Source organism: Aeromonas sp. QDB23, from assembly GCF_027707745.1.
In the GTDB taxonomy this organism is placed as follows: Bacteria; Pseudomonadota; Gammaproteobacteria; order Enterobacterales; family Aeromonadaceae; genus Aeromonas; species Aeromonas allosaccharophila.
This window is the reverse complement of the sequence record NZ_JAPCJA010000004.1, coordinates 48,572-64,785: the sequence shown is the minus strand read 5'-3', so window position 1 is coordinate 64,785 and position 16,214 is coordinate 48,572. Positions and strand designations below refer to the sequence as shown.

15 protein-coding genes are annotated in these 16,214 nt (G+C 63.2%); 12 read left to right on the top strand and 3 right to left on the bottom strand.

What is annotated here, in order from left to right:
- Positions 1 to 51: 51 nt before the first annotated feature.
- The 4 genes from PG888_RS03040 (at position 52) to bacA (ending at position 4,239) form a co-directional block, all read left to right on the top strand.
- Positions 52 to 1,110 (top strand): UDP-glucose--hexose-1-phosphate uridylyltransferase, encoded by a 1,059-nt coding sequence (locus PG888_RS03040; protein WP_270692640.1) that lies wholly within the window; start codon positions 52 to 54, stop codon positions 1,108 to 1,110.
- Positions 1,107 to 2,255, top strand: coding sequence for a galactokinase (gene galK, locus PG888_RS03035; RefSeq protein ID WP_270692639.1), 1,149 nt, complete (start codon positions 1,107 to 1,109; stop codon positions 2,253 to 2,255). Before PG888_RS03040 ends, galK begins: the two co-directional genes overlap by 4 nt.
- 64 nt (positions 2,256 to 2,319) lie before the next feature.
- A complete protein-coding gene (galM, locus tag PG888_RS03030) occupies positions 2,320 to 3,309 on the top strand; it encodes a galactose-1-epimerase (protein WP_270692638.1) in 990 nt (329 codons plus the stop codon).
- A gap of 114 nt (positions 3,310 to 3,423) precedes the next feature.
- Complete coding sequence (bacA, locus tag PG888_RS03025; protein WP_182938494.1) at positions 3,424 to 4,239, top strand: undecaprenyl-diphosphate phosphatase; 816 nt, start codon at positions 3,424 to 3,426, stop codon at positions 4,237 to 4,239.
- Positions 4,240 to 4,316: 77 nt separating this feature from the next.
- Here the strand turns inward: bacA and PG888_RS03020 are convergent, their stop codons facing one another.
- From PG888_RS03020 to PG888_RS03010, 3 genes are all read right to left on the bottom strand, one after another.
- Positions 4,317 to 5,006, bottom strand: coding sequence for a ChrR family anti-sigma-E factor (locus PG888_RS03020; RefSeq protein ID WP_270692637.1), 690 nt, complete (start codon positions 5,004 to 5,006; stop codon positions 4,317 to 4,319).
- Positions 4,999 to 5,568 (bottom strand): sigma-70 family RNA polymerase sigma factor, encoded by a 570-nt coding sequence (locus PG888_RS03015; RefSeq protein ID WP_162518057.1) that lies wholly within the window; start codon positions 5,566 to 5,568, stop codon positions 4,999 to 5,001. The genes PG888_RS03020 and PG888_RS03015 overlap by 8 nt, the downstream gene beginning before the upstream one ends.
- A gap of 141 nt (positions 5,569 to 5,709) precedes the next feature.
- Entirely contained in the window at positions 5,710 to 6,276 is a 567-nt protein-coding gene (locus PG888_RS03010; RefSeq protein WP_139406088.1) for an LON peptidase substrate-binding domain-containing protein, read from the bottom strand.
- Between the two features lie 311 nt (positions 6,277 to 6,587).
- Here PG888_RS03010 and argS point away from each other — a divergent pair, with 311 nt between their 5' ends.
- The 8 genes from argS (at position 6,588) to PG888_RS02970 (ending at position 16,212) form a co-directional block, all read left to right on the top strand.
- A complete protein-coding gene (gene argS / locus PG888_RS03005; RefSeq protein WP_270692634.1) occupies positions 6,588 to 8,333 on the top strand; it encodes an arginine--tRNA ligase in 1,746 nt (581 codons plus the stop codon).
- Positions 8,334 to 8,336: 3 nt separating this feature from the next.
- Positions 8,337 to 9,182 carry an SPOR domain-containing protein gene (locus PG888_RS03000; protein ID WP_270692633.1) on the top strand — a complete coding sequence of 282 codons (846 nt, stop codon included), beginning with the start codon at positions 8,337 to 8,339 and terminating at the stop codon, positions 9,180 to 9,182.
- 186 nt (positions 9,183 to 9,368) lie between these two features.
- Entirely contained in the window at positions 9,369 to 9,902 is a 534-nt protein-coding gene (hslV, locus tag PG888_RS02995; protein ID WP_005342555.1) for an ATP-dependent protease subunit HslV, read from the top strand.
- 66 nt (positions 9,903 to 9,968) lie between these two features.
- Positions 9,969 to 11,297, top strand: a complete 1,329-nt coding sequence (hslU, locus tag PG888_RS02990) for an HslU--HslV peptidase ATPase subunit (protein ID WP_270692631.1) — start codon at positions 9,969 to 9,971, stop codon at positions 11,295 to 11,297.
- A 258-nt stretch (positions 11,298 to 11,555) separates the two neighbouring features.
- The gene (locus tag PG888_RS02985) at positions 11,556 to 12,197 is read left to right on the top strand and encodes a TetR/AcrR family transcriptional regulator (protein WP_270692630.1); all 642 of its coding nucleotides are present in this window, start codon (positions 11,556 to 11,558) and stop codon (positions 12,195 to 12,197) included.
- Between the two features lie 174 nt (positions 12,198 to 12,371).
- Entirely contained in the window at positions 12,372 to 13,340 is a 969-nt protein-coding gene (gene hlyD / locus PG888_RS02980) for a secretion protein HlyD (protein ID WP_270692629.1), read from the top strand.
- The gene (locus PG888_RS02975) at positions 13,337 to 15,106 is read left to right on the top strand and encodes an ATP-binding cassette domain-containing protein (protein WP_270692628.1); all 1,770 of its coding nucleotides are present in this window, start codon (positions 13,337 to 13,339) and stop codon (positions 15,104 to 15,106) included. The genes hlyD and PG888_RS02975 overlap by 4 nt, the downstream gene beginning before the upstream one ends.
- The gene (locus tag PG888_RS02970) at positions 15,103 to 16,212 is read left to right on the top strand and encodes an ABC transporter permease (protein ID WP_270692627.1); all 1,110 of its coding nucleotides are present in this window, start codon (positions 15,103 to 15,105) and stop codon (positions 16,210 to 16,212) included. Before PG888_RS02975 ends, PG888_RS02970 begins: the two co-directional genes overlap by 4 nt.
- The last annotated feature ends 2 nt before the right edge of the window (positions 16,213 to 16,214 follow it).

Below are 16,214 nucleotides of genomic sequence, written 5' to 3'. Positions count from 1 at the left end.
CTCCCCGTTAATAAACGACTTTAATTTTCCATATCTTATTCAGGAGAGATGATGTTCAACCCCGTCGATCATCCCCATCGCCGCTTCAACCCGCTGACCGGTCAGTATGTGCTGGTCTCCCCCCATCGGGCCAAGCGCCCCTGGCAGGGGCAGGTGGAGAAAGTGAGTCAGGCCCCCAAACAGGCCCACGATCCCGACTGCTTCCTCTGCGCCGGCAATACCCGGGTCACCGGTAACATCAACCCCGACTATCAGGGCACCTTCGTTTTTACCAACGACTTCGCCGCTCTGATGCAGGATACCCCGGCCGCCGATAACGCAGGCGACCCCCTGCTGAAGTTGGAAGCCGCCCGCGGCACCAGCCGGGTCATCTGCTTCTCGCCGGATCACGGCAAGACCCTGCCCGAGCTGCCACTGCCCGCCATCGAAGGGGTGATCACCACCTGGATGGATCAGGTCGCCGAACTGTCAGCCCAGTGGGAGTGGGTGCAGGTGTTTGAAAACAAAGGGGCTGTCATGGGCTGCTCCAACCCGCACCCCCACGGCCAGATCTGGGGCAGCGACTTCCTGCCCAACGAGATCGCCCGTGAAGAGCAGCACCAGCGCGACTGGCTGGCCGAGCACGGCCGCCCCATGCTGCTGGAGTATGTGGATCGGGAGCTGGCGGATCGCTCGCGCATCGTGGTAGAGACCGAGCACTGGCTCGCCGTGGTTCCCTTCTGGGCCGCCTGGCCGTTCGAAACCCTGCTGCTGCCCAAGGCGCACGTCCCCTCCATGCTCAACCTGACCCAGGCCCAGCAACAGGATCTGGCGGTGGCGCTCAAGGAGCTCACCAGCCGCTACGACAACCTGTTCGAGTGCAGCTTCCCCTACTCCATGGGCTGGCACTTTGCACCGCCCAAGTCGGAGTGCCCCGAGGCGTGGCAGTTGCATGCCCACTTCTATCCGCCCCTGCTGCGCTCCGCCACCGTGCGCAAATTCATGGTCGGCTTCGAGATGCTGGCCGAAACCCAGCGTGACCTCACTCCCGAGCAAGCCGCCGAACGGCTGCGCGCCCTGAGCCCCATTCACTACACCCAGACCAGCCACACCAATGAGGAGGCCCTATGACCCCCAGCCAACGCGTCAGCACCGTTTTTGCCGAGCAATTTGCCAAAACGCCCGATCTGCTGGTGCGCGCCCCCGGTCGCGTCAACCTCATCGGTGAACATACCGACTACAACGACGGCTTCGTGCTGCCCTGCGCCATCGACTACGAGACCTGCGTCGCCATCGGCCTGCGCGATGACCAGCAAGTGCAGGTGATCGCCGCCGACTACGACAACCAGCGCGACCAGTTCGACCTCGGGCAGCCCATCGAGCATCACCCCAGCCAGCGCTGGAGCGACTACATCCGTGGCGTGGTGAAATATCTGCAAGCGCGTGGTTATGCCCTGCGCGGCCTCGATCTGGTGGTTTCCGGCAACGTGCCACAGGGCGCGGGGCTCTCATCTTCCGCCTCACTGGAAGTGGCTATCGGTCAGGCCTTCAAGGAGGCGCTGGGGCTCGACATCAGCCAGGCCGAGATCGCCCTCAACGGTCAGCAGGCGGAGAACAAGTTCGTTGGCTGCAACTGCGGCATCATGGATCAGATGATCTCCGCCAGCGGCAAAACCGATCACGCCCTGCTGCTCGACTGCCGTTCGCTGGAGACCCGTCTCATCCCCATGCCGGCGGATCTGGCGGTGCTGATCGTCAACTCCAACGTGCGCCGCGGTCTGGTGGACAGCGAATACAACACCCGCCGTCAGCAGTGCGAGGCCGCCGCCCGTCACTATGGGGTCAAGGCGCTGCGCGACCTCGATCTGACCGGACTGGAAGTGGGCAAGGCCGGGCTGGATGATGCTTGCTACCGCCGTGCCCGTCACATCGTCGGTGAAAACGCCCGCACCCTGGCGGCCGCCGATGCACTGGCGAGCCATGATCTGACCCGTCTCGGCGAACTGATGGCCGAGTCGCACGCCGCCATGCGCGACGACTTCGAAATCACAGTGCCCGCCATCGACGGTCTGGTAGATATCATCAAGGCCAACATCGGAACTGATGGCGGCGTGCGGATGACCGGTGGCGGCTTCGGCGGCTGCGTGGTCGCCCTGCTGCGCCCGGAGAAAGTGGCCGAGGTGATCGCCGCGGTCGAGGCAGAGTATCCGGCCATCTCCGGCCTCAAGGCCGACTGCTACGTCTGCCGTGCCAGCGCGGGGGCGGGAAAACTATGAGCCCATTTATGATGCAGGCCGACGGCTACGTCTGCCGGATCGGCAACACAGGTGCAGGCAAGTTATGAGCAGCGCCATGACGCCATTCGAGCTGGAAAACGAGGAGGGGCTGCGCCTGCGCGGCCTCAATTTCGGCGCCACCCTCACCTCCCTCACCCTGCCGGTGGCGGGCCAGCGCCGTGAAGTGCTGCTGGGCTGTGCCGACGACGCCTATCCCACCCAGCAGGTGTGGCTGGGTGCGGTGGCGGGCCGCTTTGCCAACCGCATTGGCGGTGCCGAGCTGGTACGCGATGGCCAGCGCTGGCCGCTGGATGCCAATCAGGCACCCAACTGTCTGCACGGCGGGAAGGCAGGCTTTCATCGCCAGCAGTGGCAGATCAAGGAGCTGGAGGCAGATCGGGTCAAACTGGTGTTGCTCTCCCGTAGCGGGGATCAGGGCTTTCCCGGCAATCTGCGGGTAACACTGGAGTATCGACTGGAGCAGAGCGATCTGGTGATCGATTTTGTCGCCAGCACGGATGCGCCGACCCCGGTCAGCCTCACCAGCCACGCCTACTTCAATCTCGATGGGTCAGCCGATGGCGGCGATGTGCGTGACCACCTCATCAGCATCAATGCCGACCACTTCCTGCCCACCGACCCGAGCGGTCTGCCGCTCGCCATCACTCCGGTGGCGGGGCCGTTCGATCTACGCCACGAGCGCCTGATTGGCCAGGATTGGCTGAGCCATCCCCAGCAACAACAGGCCAAGGGGTACGATCACGCATTTGTGCTCAACGGACCGGCTGCCGAGTGGTCGGCACGGGTGGTCTCGGGGGATCGCCAGCTGGCGATGGAGGTCTACACCAACCAGCCTTCACTGCAGTTTTACACCGGCAACTGGCTGGCCAACACTCCCAACCGCAGCGGCCAGTCACACCGGGATCACGACGGCTTCTGTCTTGAGGCGCAACAGCTGCCGGACAGCCCCAATCGCCCCGAACTGGGCAACCCCTGGTTGTTGCCGGGCGAGCGTTATCACCACCAGACCCGCTACCGTTTTATCCGCGACTGACTTAAAGGTTTCATGATTTTTACATAGCCTCAGCAGTCACAATCGAGCAAGATAAGCCGCCCCGAGACCCTTCCGGGGCGTTTTTACATCAACGAAGTAAGGATTGTTTGTTCGATGACTGACACCTATAGCCTGCTGGTCGCCTTTATTCTGGGCGTCGTCGAGGGGCTGACCGAGTTCCTCCCCGTCTCCTCCACCGGCCACATGATCATCGTCGGCCATCTGTTGGGCTTTGAAGGGCCCAAGGCCGCCACCTTCGAAGTGGTGATCCAGCTTGGCTCCATCCTCGCCGTGGTCGCCGTGTTCTGGCGCCGCCTGTTTGGCCTGATTGGCATTCACTTCGGCCAGAAGCCCTCTCAGGATCATGCCACCCTGTCGCTGATCCACGTCATCCTCGGCATGATGCCCGCCATCGTGGTCGGTCTGGCCATCCACAGCTGGATCAAGGCCCATCTGTTCGGGCCAGAGACAGTAATGTACGCGTTGATCGCGGGGGGCATCCTGCTGATCATCGCCGAGAAGTTCCGCCCGGCCGTCAGCGCCGAAACCCTGGATGACATCAGCTACAAGCAGGCGTTCGGCATCGGCCTGTTCCAGTGTCTGGCACTGTGGCCCGGCTTCTCCCGCTCCGGCGCCACCATCAGTGGTGGCATGCTGATGGGGATCAGCCGTCACGCGGCGGCCGAGTTCTCCTTCATCATGGCGGTGCCCATGATGATGGCGGCAAGCACGCTGGATCTCTACAAGAGCCGCGACTTCCTCTCCATGGCTGACTTCCCGATGTTTGCGGTGGGCTTTATCACCGCCTTCGTGGTGGCCATGTTTGCCATCAAGACCTTCCTGGCGCTGATCCGTCGTCTCGACTTCATCCCGTTCGCCATCTACCGCTTTATCGTGGCGTTCGCCGTCTATCTGGTGTTTGTCGCCTGACCGGCAGCCAGCAATGAAATGACAAAAGGGACCAATCTGGTCCCTTTTTCTATGGCGAATCTATGGAGAGGTTGAGCTCAGTAGAGGTGCTGGCTGATGCCGTTCAGCAGCCGCGACAGACCCTTGGTGAACTGCACCGGCGCATCCTGCACCGTGTAGCAGAGGCAGCCATCCGGCGTGTGCGGACTGTGGGAGTGGCTGGCATCGCGCCAGATAAAATCTCCCGCCTTGTAAAGGGTATCGCCATCCTCGATAGTGCCCGCCAGCAGCAGGGTCAGCTCATAGCCCTGATGGGTGTGCTCGGGGATGCGGCCACCCGCCTCGATATGGAGCAGGCTGGCGCGCGCGCCCATCTCGTCCAGCGGCAGACTCTGCTGACGAATGGCGCCGATATGGCGCCACTTGGGCGAGCGGTAGCGGGCCAGCACCCGTGGCAAGCGGTAGGCATGACCGGCCACCTCCAGCTCGCCGGACTGGGCTCGGGGCAGATCGATAACGGGTGCAGCAACCGGTTCGGGCTGCGCCAGAATATCCGCCAGCATGGCGTCGAATCCGGCATCCAGCGCCACGTCATCGCGAGGAGCCAGCTCGGGCTCTGCTGGCGAGGCAAGATATTGCTGCGCCAACTCCTCTTCGAATGTTTTCAGTCGGGCAGCGCAATCGGGGCAGAGTTCACAGTGGGCGGAGAGTCCCACCGCCAGTGGCAGAGGGAGCTCGTCGGCGGCGAAGGCGCGCAGCATAGGGTCGGTCGGATGGGCTTTAATCATGGCCTTGCTCCACTTGCTCTTTCAGTTTCTGTAACGCCAGCCGGAGGCGGGACTTGATGGTACCGAGCGGCACGCCGAGTCGCTCCGCCAGCTCCTGCTGGGAGAACTCCTGCAGATAGATGCCGCGCACCACCTGCTGTTGCGGCTCCGGCAGCGTGCCCAGATAGTGGGCCATCTGACGGGTCAGCACCGCATCCTCACCGCCGCTCAGGTGCTCCTCTTCGGCCTGAAACTCCAGCACCGGCCACAGCTCCTCGGCACAGAGATCCTCCTTGCTGGCGCGACGACGGCGCAGCATGTCGAAGCACTGGTTGCGCATCACGGTATAGATCCAGGTGGTCGGCGCCCCCTTCTCCGGGTGATATAGGCGCGCCTTCTGCCACACCAGCAGCATGGTCTCCTGCACCAGCTCCATGGCGTTGGCCTCGCTACCGAGGTGGCGCAGGCCATAGCTGCGAATGCGCGGCGCAAAATGTTGGAACAGGTGGGCAAAAGCAGCCTTGTCGGCCTGCTCTGCCACCCTGATCAGCAGAGATTTGAGGTCGCCATCCGGGTTATCCATCACGGGCGAGATCCTGCGTATGGTCGAGTGTGGTTGGCCAGTATATGCCATTGCGCCATCCCTTTGGTGTGCTGTCGAACATGCTGTGGTGATGACTGATACGATGCTACGGCGCTGGCGGATCAGCGGGTCAGGAAAAAATCAGTGGCTGGCCACCAGCACTCCCTTGAGCAGGGCGATGGCAGGCTGATTATCGGCCGCGGCCAGCAGCAGCTGCTTCTGTTCGGGCGGGATCGGCAGCACCTCCAGCCAGCGCTGCGCCACCCAGTTGCCATCGTCCCAGCGGGGCACGGGATAGAGGGCGGCATAGTCTGGATAGTCGGCAAATACCTCCCGCAGCGCATCGACCAGCGGCAGCTGATCGGGATGGAGCCGGCGTGGCGGCCAGGCCGGCAGCGGGCTCACCTCACCGATGCGCAGGCCGTCTGGCTCCTGCCACAGATCCTCTATCTGCACCCGCTCCATCCCCTGCACCGTGATCCCCAACATACCGTCCGGCAGCCGGTCGAAATCGATGATGGTGACCCGGGTGGCGATGGGCAGCATGTTGCGCAGGGCATCGGGCTGGCGAGGGTCCACCATGCAGAGGGCAAAGCCGGACTCCCCCGCCTCGGCGATCATCCGCTGGTATCTCGGTTCGAAGATCCGCAGCGGCATGATGCCACCGGGCAGCAGGTGGGCAGATAGGGGAAACAGCGCCAGTCGCATCGCAAACTCCTCGGTTGGGAACCTCTGTTGATACGCCGGGCCAGAGGGAGGAGATCATTCCCGTCATCGGGAAAGGAAAAACCCTTAACAATCAGGGAAAAATAGCCTGGACAAGCCGCTTCGATATGCAGTAGAAATGGATAAGCACCGTAATTTCCGCCCAATATTCTGGAATATGGCGCCAAACGCAGTGAAATATCCGCCCGACAGCGAGCGGCGGGTCATCCCTATAGTTTTCTCGGGCCGATGCGGGTAAAATTCACGCCCTTATATATCAGTCATTTTTCGACGCGCAACCTTGGTGGTCAGTTATGAAAGAGCATATTCATCATCTACTTGAACAAACGGTAGCCAATCTCAAGTCAGCAGGCGTCCTGCCGGCGGACCTGGAAGCCCGCGTGCAAGTAGACCGATGCAAGGAAAAAGCTCACGGCGACCTGGCTACCAACCTGGCCATGCTGCTGGCCAAACCGGCCCGCAAGAATCCCCGTGAGCTGGCAGCGGCCATCATCGAGCACCTGCCCGCCTCCGACCTGATCGCCAAGGTCGAGATCGCCGGTCCCGGCTTCATCAACTTCTTCTTCGACCAGCGCTGGCTGGCCGGTCAGGTCGAGGCCATGGTGACCTCTGCCAACGCCAACGTAAGGTTGCCCGCGCCACAAACCGTGGTGGTGGACTACTCCGCCCCCAACGTGGCCAAAGAGATGGCGGTGCACCACATCCGCTCCACCGTTCTCGGTGACGTCGCAGCGCGCGCGCTGGAATTCCTCGGCCACAAAGTGATCCGTGCCAACCACATCGGCGACTGGGGCACCCAGTTCGGCATGCTGATCGCCTATCTGGAGAAGATGTCCAACGAGCACGCCAGCGACATGGCGCTCAAGGATCTGGAAGCCTTCTACACCCAGGCCAAGCGTTGCTACGACGAAGACGAAGCCTTCGCCGAGCGTGCCCGTAACTACGTGGTCAAGCTGCAGGGCGGCGACGAGTACTGCCGTACCATGTGGAAGAAGCTGGTCGACATGACCATGGAACAGAACCAGATCAACTACGACCGCCTGAATGTCTCCCTGACCAACAAGGACATCATGGGCGAGTCCATGTACAACGACATGCTGCCGGAGATCGTGGCCGACCTGAAAGCCAAGGGGCTGGCGGTCGAGAGCGAAGGCGCCACCGTTGTCTTCCTGGACGAGTTCAAGAATAAGGATGGCGAGGCCATGGGCGTCATCATCCAGAAGAGCGATGGCGGTTTCCTCTACACCACCACCGACATCGCCTGTGCCAAATACCGTTATGAAACTCTGGGCGCCGACCGTGTCATGTACTTCATCGACTCCCGTCAGCACCAGCACCTGATGCAGGCCTGGACCATCACCCGCAAGGCGGGCTATGTGCCGGAATCCGTACCGCTCGAGCACCACGCCTTCGGCATGATGCTGGGCAAGGATGGTCGTCCCTACAAGACCCGCTCCGGTGGCACCGTCAAGCTGGTTGATCTGCTGAACGAGGCCGAAGAGCGCGCCGCCGCTCTGCTGGAGAGCCGCAACAGCGACCTTTCTGCCGAAGAGAAGGCCAACGTGGTCAACGCCATCGCCATGGGTGCGGTCAAGTATGCGGATCTTTCCAAGAACCGTACCACCGACTACATCTTCGACTGGGACATGATGCTCTCCTTTGAAGGCAACACTGCCCCTTACCTGCAGTATGCCTACACCCGTATCCAGTCCATCTTCCGCAAGGCCAACATCGATGCCGAGACGCTGACCGGCAACGTGACCCTGAACGAAGAGGCCGAAGAGGTGCTGGCCCAGAAGCTGATCCAGTTCTCCGACGCGGTCAACGGCGTGGCAGACAAAGGCATGCCGCACCTGCTCTGTACCTACCTGTACGAGTTGTCCGGCAACTTCATGACCTTCTATGAAGCCTGCCCGATCAACAAGGATGGCGTGGACGAGGCAACCCGTCAGAGCCGTCTGCTGCTGTGCGCCGCCACCGCCAAGGTGCTGAAACTGGGCCTCGGCGTACTGGGCATCCATACCCTGGAGCGCATGTAATAGATGGCAACCCGGGATTATGTCGGCAGCCGCCCGCGACGTCGGGCGGGTGGCCGCAATACCAAGAAAGCGGCTCCTCGCCGCTTTCCTGTTATTCCAGTGCTGCTGGTCGTGGCACTGCTGGCAGGCTTTGGTGGCTTCCTTTACATGATCAATGGCAAGGGCAACGATGCCCCCACCATTGAGGAACAGGTAAAGGCCAACAAGCCAAAAGCGCAGAATAACGGGCTGCCTCAGGAGAAGTGGAGCTACATCGAACGGCTTGAGAACAAGCAGGTCGATGTTATCGAGCCACCGCCCCAGCCGGGTGTGCTGCCGCCACCACCGGCAGATACCATGACCCTGCAACCGGAGAAATTGCCGCAACCGGTGCCGACCGACATTCCCCAGCCGGGAACACCGATCGGCCAGCCCAAGCCCTATCAGCCCAATCCGGCAACCACTCCCTCCACCTCCGGTGCGCCGGTTGCCAGCGCGCAAGAGCAGGTGATCGACCGCAAGGCCGAACGGGAGCGGATGGAGCGGGAGATCCGTGCCGAGCTGGAGCGGGAGCGGGCCGAAGCGGCCAAGGCCAAAGCGACCACCCCGCCAGCCCAGACCGCAGCCGCCGACAGTGGTCGCTATATGATGCAATGCGCCGCGCTGCGCTCGCAGGATTCCGCAGAGTCGCTCAAGGCACGTATCGCCTTCACCGCCGGCCTCTCTTCCAGCCTGCAGGTGATCAATGGCGCCAACGGTACCGTCTACAAGGTGATGGTCGGCCCCTTCAACGGCAAGGCGGCCGCCGACGCGGCCAACAGCAAGCTGCAGAGCTCCGGCATCAGCGGCTGCATTCCCAAGAAAGGGTAATCCGCTTACCGATGACGCAGGGCCGGGTGGCAACCCCCGGCCCTGTTCTTTTGGTGCCACTCGCCCCCCCCTGATTGCTACCCCGTTTATCCCGACCAAAGGTAGGGTTGAAAAGCCCGTTTGCCATCCCCATCTTTCTTGCCATGCACAGTCAGGCCGTCATTCGGCTCAAGCGAGGTAAGTAAAGTGACTACCATAGTTTCAGTTCGCCGCAACGGTCAGGTCGTCATCGGTGGCGATGGCCAGGTCTCTCTTGGCAACACCGTCATGAAGGGCAACGCCCGCAAGGTTCATCGTCTCTATAACGGCAAGGTGCTGGCCGGTTTCGCTGGCGGTACCGCCGACGCCTTCACCCTGCTCGAGCGTTTCGAAGCAAAACTGCAGGCCCATCAGGGTAATCTGGAGCGCGCCGCCGTGGCGCTGGCCAAAGATTGGCGCACCGATCGCGCCCTGCGCCGCCTCGAAGCGCTGCTGGCCGTGGCCGACGAACACAAATCCTTCATCATCACCGGCAACGGTGACGTGGTGCAGCCGGAGCACGATCTCATCGCCATCGGCAGCGGCGGCAACTTCGCCCAGTCCGCCGCCATCGCGCTGCTGGAAAACACCGAGCTGGATGCCAGGACCATTGTCGAGAAGTCCCTCAAGATTGCGGGCGACATCTGCGTCTTCACCAACGGCAACCACACCATCGAAGTGCTGGACTACGCAGCCAAATAAGGCCATCAGCCAAACCCCATTCTCCAAGGGGTGGGCACTGCCCGCCCCGGATACAGGAACACCATCATGTCCGAGATGACCCCGAGAGAAATCGTCCACGAGCTGGATCGTCACATCATTGGTCAGGCCGATGCCAAGCGCGCCGTTGCCGTTGCCCTGCGCAACCGCTGGCGCCGGATGCAACTCGACGAAGAGATGCGCCATGAAGTAACCCCGAAAAACATCCTGATGATCGGCCCGACCGGTGTCGGCAAGACCGAGATCGCCCGTCGTCTGGCCAAGCTGGCCAACGCCCCCTTCATCAAGGTGGAAGCGACCAAGTTCACCGAAGTGGGCTATGTCGGCAAGGAAGTGGACAGCATCATCCGCGATCTGACCGATGCCGCCATCAAGCTGGTGCGCGAAACCGAGATGGAGAAGATGAAATACCGCGCCGAGGAAGCCGCCGAAGAGCGCATCCTCGATGCCCTGCTGCCCAACCCGCGCAACACCTGGGGTGAGGAAGAGAAAGCCGACAACTCCAACACCCGCCAGATCTTCCGCAAGAAACTGCGGGAAAGTCAGCTGGATGACAAGGAGATCGAGCTGGAGCTCTCCGCCTCTCCGATGGGCGTCGAAATCATGACCCCGCCGGGCATGGAAGAGATGGCCAACCAGCTGCAGGGGCTGTTCCAGAACCTGGGCCAGAACCAGAAGAAGAAGCGCAAGATCAAGGTCAAAGAGGCCATGAAGGCGCTGATCGAAGAGGAAGCGGCCCGTCTGGTCAATCCGGAAGAGCTGAAGCAGAAAGCGATCGCCGCGGTCGAGAACAACGGCATCGTCTTCCTCGACGAGATCGACAAGATCTGCAAGCGTGGCGAGAGCTCGGGCCCCGATGTCTCCCGTGAAGGGGTACAGCGCGACCTGCTGCCGCTGGTCGAGGGTTGCACCGTCAATACCAAGCACGGCATGGTCAAGACCGACCATATCCTGTTTGTCGCCTCCGGCGCCTTCCAGATCGCCAAGCCGTCAGATCTGATCCCCGAGCTGCAGGGTCGTCTGCCGATCCGCGTCGAGCTGACCGCGCTGACCACCGATGACTTCGAGCGCATCCTGACCGAGCCGAACGCCTCGCTGACCGATCAGTACAAGGCGCTGATGGCCACCGAAGGGGTCAACATCGAGTTCACCAAGGATGGCATCCGCCGTCTGGCCGAAGCGGCCTGGCAGGTCAACGAGCGTACCGAGAACATCGGTGCCCGTCGTCTGCACACCGTGATGGAGCGCCTGATGGAAGATATCTCCTACGATGCCTCCGAGAAGTCCGGCGAGACCTTTGTCATCGACACCGACTACGTCAACGCCCACCTCGGCAAGCTGATTGAAGACGAGGATCTGAGCCGCTTTATTCTGTAAGCGCGCACCTCCCGATAAAACGCCTCCCTTCGCGGAGGCGTTTTTATTTCTCCACCGCCTCCGTCATCTGCCCGAATTCTGGCCCTTATCTGCGGCAACCCGTTCAATCCCAGCGCATTTCCAAACCTCCCCTTGCCAACACCCGTCGTTTTTCATCCCTGCTGAAATCTGCTCAAAAAAAGATCTGTCTACTTCTGCGCAATTGATTTATACATACGTATAAATCAGATCGAAATCTGCGCAACAGGAACCAGAAAGATGAATCCGACCCGGCAAAAACTGCTCGATACCGGCCTCGCCATCGCCACCGAGAAGGGGCTGCGCGGCCTGACGGTGCGCGAGCTGGCGGCGGCGGCCGAGGTGAACCTCGGCTCCTTTGTCTACCACTTCGGCAACCGCGACGCCTTTATCGACGAGCTGGTGGAGCTCTGGTACGCCCCCCTCTATGACGAGCTCAAGGCGGTAGCGGCCAAAGGCTCCTACCCCTCTGCCATCGCCACCTTCGAAGCGACCATGGAGGCGCTGATCGGGCTGGTGGCGCGCCAGCGCGGCTTTATCAACCACCTGTTTGGCGATGCGCTGGCGGGCGAAGGGGCGGCCCAGCGCTTTCTGCTCAGCCTGCCGCGCCGCCACCCCCTGCTGCTGCTCGAACAGGTGCGCAAGGCACAGGCAGAAGGGTCGCTGATCGCCGGGCACCCGCTCCAGCTGATGATCTTCATCATGGGCTCGGTCGGCCTGCTGCTGGTGATCGCCGGTAGCGGTCGCCAGCTCGGCTGGCTGCCCGAACAGGCGGCCCCCTTTCTCAGCCAGATAGACAACCCCGAGGCCGCCAGACAGCGGCTGGTATGGGCCCTGCGCGGCCTGCGCCGCACCGACATCAAGGAAGGAGAAGCGGCATGAAACAACGCATCGCGATGGTAGCTCTGCTGCTGGCCGCTCTCAGTGGTGACCTCTGGTTGCAGAGCAATCTTCAAGGAGAAGCGGTATGAAGCAACGCATTGCCATCGTGGCCCTGTTGCTGACCGTGCTCAGTGGTTACCTCTGGTTGCAGAGCCATCCTCAAGGAGAAGCGGCATGAAACAACGCATTGCAATCGTGGCCCTGCTGCTGACCGTTATCGGTGGCTACCTCTGGTGGCAGGGGCGCCCGGCCGACGGCTCCATCCTCTACGGCAACGTCGATATTCGCGACGTCAATCTGGCCTTTCGGGTCGGCGGCCGCGTCGATCAGGTGCTGGTCGATGAGGGGGATAGCGTAAAAGCCGGTCAACTGCTGGCCCGCCTCGATCCGGTTCCCCTCACCCACAGCCGCGACAGCGCCCGCGCCAATCTGGCTGCGCTCACCGCCGCCAACGCCTTGATCCACAAAGGCTATCGCAGCGAAGAGACGGACCGGGCCCGGGCCGCACTGGCCGCCGCCGAAGCCGCTGCGCTGGAGGCCGACCAGCAGTGGCGCCGTCAGAGCGCACTGGCAGCCACCGGCGCCATCTCCCGCGGTCAGCTCGATAGCGCCCGCTCCCAGCGGGATCAGACCCGGGCGCAGGTACGCTCCGCCCGCGAGCAGCTCGCCCAGCTCGAAACCGGCTACCGCCCGGAAGAGATAGCCCAGTCCGATGCCCAACTGGAAGGGGCCAAGGCGGCGCTCGCCAGTGCCGAACTGGCGCTGGCAGACGCCAGCCTGACCGCCCCCAGCGACGGCATCATCATCAGTCGTGCCGTCGAGAACGGCAGCATGGTGCAGAGCGGTGCGACCGCCTTCAACCTCTCCCTGACCGCGCCAGTCTGGGTGCGTGCCTATGTGGAGGAGCCCTGGCTCGGCCACTTCCCGAGCGGCGCCAAGGTGACCCTCACCACCGACTCGCGGCCGGATCAGCCCTATCACGGGGTGGTGGGCTTTGTCTCGCCGACCGCCGAGTTCACCCCGAAATCGGTGGAGACGCCAGACCTGCGCACTCACCTCGTCTACCGGCTGCGCATCGTGGTGCAGGATCCCGACCAAGCCCTGCGGCAGGGAATGCCGGTCACCGTCAGGCTGGCGCCATGAGCAGCGCCATCTCCCTTGAGGGGCTCACCAAACGCTTTGGCGAGCGGGTCGCCCTCAACGCCATCTCGGCCACCATTCCGACTGGCGGCATCACCGGACTGGTCGGCCCCGACGGCGCGGGCAAGAGCACTTTGCTGCGCCTGCTGGCCGGTCTGCTGATCCCCGAAGCGGGCACCATCCGGGTGCTGGGGCTGGATCCGGTGAGCGAGGGGGATCTGCTGCGCCAGCGCCTTGGCTACATGCCCCAGCAGTTCGGCCTCTACGAGGATCTCAGCGTGCTGGAGAACCTCACCCTCTACGCTGACTTGCGCGGCGTACTGGAGCCCGAACGCACACCCACCTTTGCGCGGCTGCTCGCCTTCACCGATCTCGCCCGCTTCACCGCACGACCGGCGGGCAAGCTCTCTGGCGGGATGAAACAGAAGCTCGGGCTGGCCTGCGCCCTGCTCGGCACCCCGGATGTGCTGCTGCTCGACGAGCCGGGGGTCGGGGTCGATCCCATCTCCCGCCGCGCCCTCTGGCAGATGGTGCGCGAGCTGGCCAAGGGTGGTATGACGGTGCTCTGGAGTACCGCCTATCTCGATGAGGCGGAGCTGTGCGACCACGTGCTGCTGATGGCGGATGGCGAGGTGCGCACCAGCGGCACCCCGGCCGACCTGATGGGGGCCATGGCCAGCCGCTGCTGGCTGCTGGAGGCGGGACAACTGGATGGCCGCGAGCGGCGCGCCCTGCTGCGCCGGGCACTGGCTCACCCGACGGTGATGGATGGCGCGGTGGCGGGGGAGCGGGTTCGCCTGCTGCTGCACCCGGGCATGGCGCCCCCACCGCTGGCGGAGCTGCATCTCGCCAACGGCGTCTTTCAACCGGCCCAGCCCCGGCTGGAGGATGCCTTTATCGACCTGCTCGGCGGCGGCCCCGGCGGGGAGTCGAGTCTGGCGGCGGGGATGCGGGAAGCCGAACTGCCGCAAGGGGTCTCCCCCGAGGCGGTGATCGAGGCGCGCCACCTCACCAAACGCTTCGGTGATTTTGCCGCCACCGATGATGTCAGCTTTGCGGTGCGCCGCGGCGAGATCTTCGGTCTGCTCGGCCCCAACGGGGCGGGCAAGTCCACCACCTTCAAGATGGAGTGCGGCCTGTTGCGCCCGAGCGAGGGGCAGGCTCTGGTGACCGGCATCGATCTGGCCCACAGCCCCTCGGCGGCGCGCCAGCGCCTCGGCTACATGGCGCAGAAGTTCTCCCTCTACAAGCAGCTCACCGTGGCGCAGAACCTCTCCTTCTTCGCCGGTATCTACGGTCTGTTTGGCCGCCACCAGCAGATGCGGATCGACGCCATGGTGGCTGCCTTTGCCCTCGCCCCCTGGCTCGATCAGAAGGCAGAATCCCTGCCGCTCGGCCTGCGCCAGCGCTTATCGCTGGCCTGCGCCCTGCTGCACGAGCCGCCGCTGCTGTTCCTCGACGAGCCCACCTCCGGGGTCGATCCGGTGACTAGGCGCGAGTTCTGGTCGCATATCAACGCGCTGGCCGACCACGGCGTCACCGTGCTGGTCACCACCCACTTTATGGATGAGGCGGAGTATTGCGACCGCATTGCCCTCATCTATCGCGGCAAGCTGCTGGCGCTCGGCACCCCGGACGATCTCAAGGGGCTGGCCGCCAAAGAGGCGGCGACCTCTTTGCCAACCGGCTCCTTGCCGACCTGTTCTTTGCCAACAATGGAAGAGGCTTTTATCACGCTAGTCGAGCGGGCCAGCGAGGAGGACGCATGAGTATCAACCGTCGGCGACTGCTGGCCCTCTGTCGCAAGGAGACGCTGCAAATCGTCCGTGACCCGAGCAGCATCCTCATCGCCTTCATCATGCCGGTGGTGCTGCTGGTGGTGATGGGTTACGCCATCAATCTGGATGTGGACCATCTGCGCCTCGGCATCTGGCGCACCGACAGCGGCGCCCCGGCGGTGCGGCTGGAGCAAGCCCTGCGCGGCTCTACCGCATTGGAGATCCACAGCGGGCCGAGCAAGGAGTCCCTGCTCGCCAGTCTGGCCCGTGGCGAGATCCGCGGCCTGCTGGTGATCGACGACGGCTTCTCCCGCGAGCTGGCCGGTCAGGGCAATGGCACGCCACAGGCGCTGCTGCTCACCGACGGCTCCGAGCCCAACACCGCCAACTTCGTCACCAACTATGTGCAGGGGATCTGGCAGGGGTGGCTCGCTGGCGAAGGGGTTGCCATGCCGGTGTCGATAGAGAGCCGCGCCTGGTTCAACCCGGCGCTGGTGAGCCGCAACTTTCTGGTGCCGGGCTCCATTGCGGTGGTAATGACCATCATAGGGGCCCTGCTCACCTCGCTGGTGGTGGCGCGGGAGTGGGAGCGCGGCACAATGGAGGCGCTGCTCGCCACTCCGGTTACCAAGGGGGAGCTGCTGCTCTCCAAGCTGCTGCCCTACTATGGCCTTGGCATCATTGCCATGCTGCTCTGCCTGCTCTTCTCGGTGGCGGTGATGGCGGTGCCGTGGCGCGGCTCCCTGCTGCTGCTCTTTCTGGTCACCAGCGTCTTTCTCGGCAGCGCCCTCGGTCTCGGGCTGTTTCTCTCCACCGTGATGCGCAGCCAGTTCAACGCCGCCCAAGCGGCCCTGATCGCCGCGTTTCTGCCTGCGGTGATGCTGTCGGGATTTGTATTCGAGATCGCCAGCATGCCGCCGCTGCTGCGGGCCATCACCCACCTCATTCCGGCCCGCTACTTCGCCAGCTCATTGCAGACCCTCTATCAGGCGGGCAGCGTCTTCTCGATCCTGCTGGTCAACGGTTTCTGTCTGCTGCTGCTGGCGGGTTTCTGGCTGGCCCTGACCGCCCGCAAGACGCGGCGCACTCTGGAGTAACC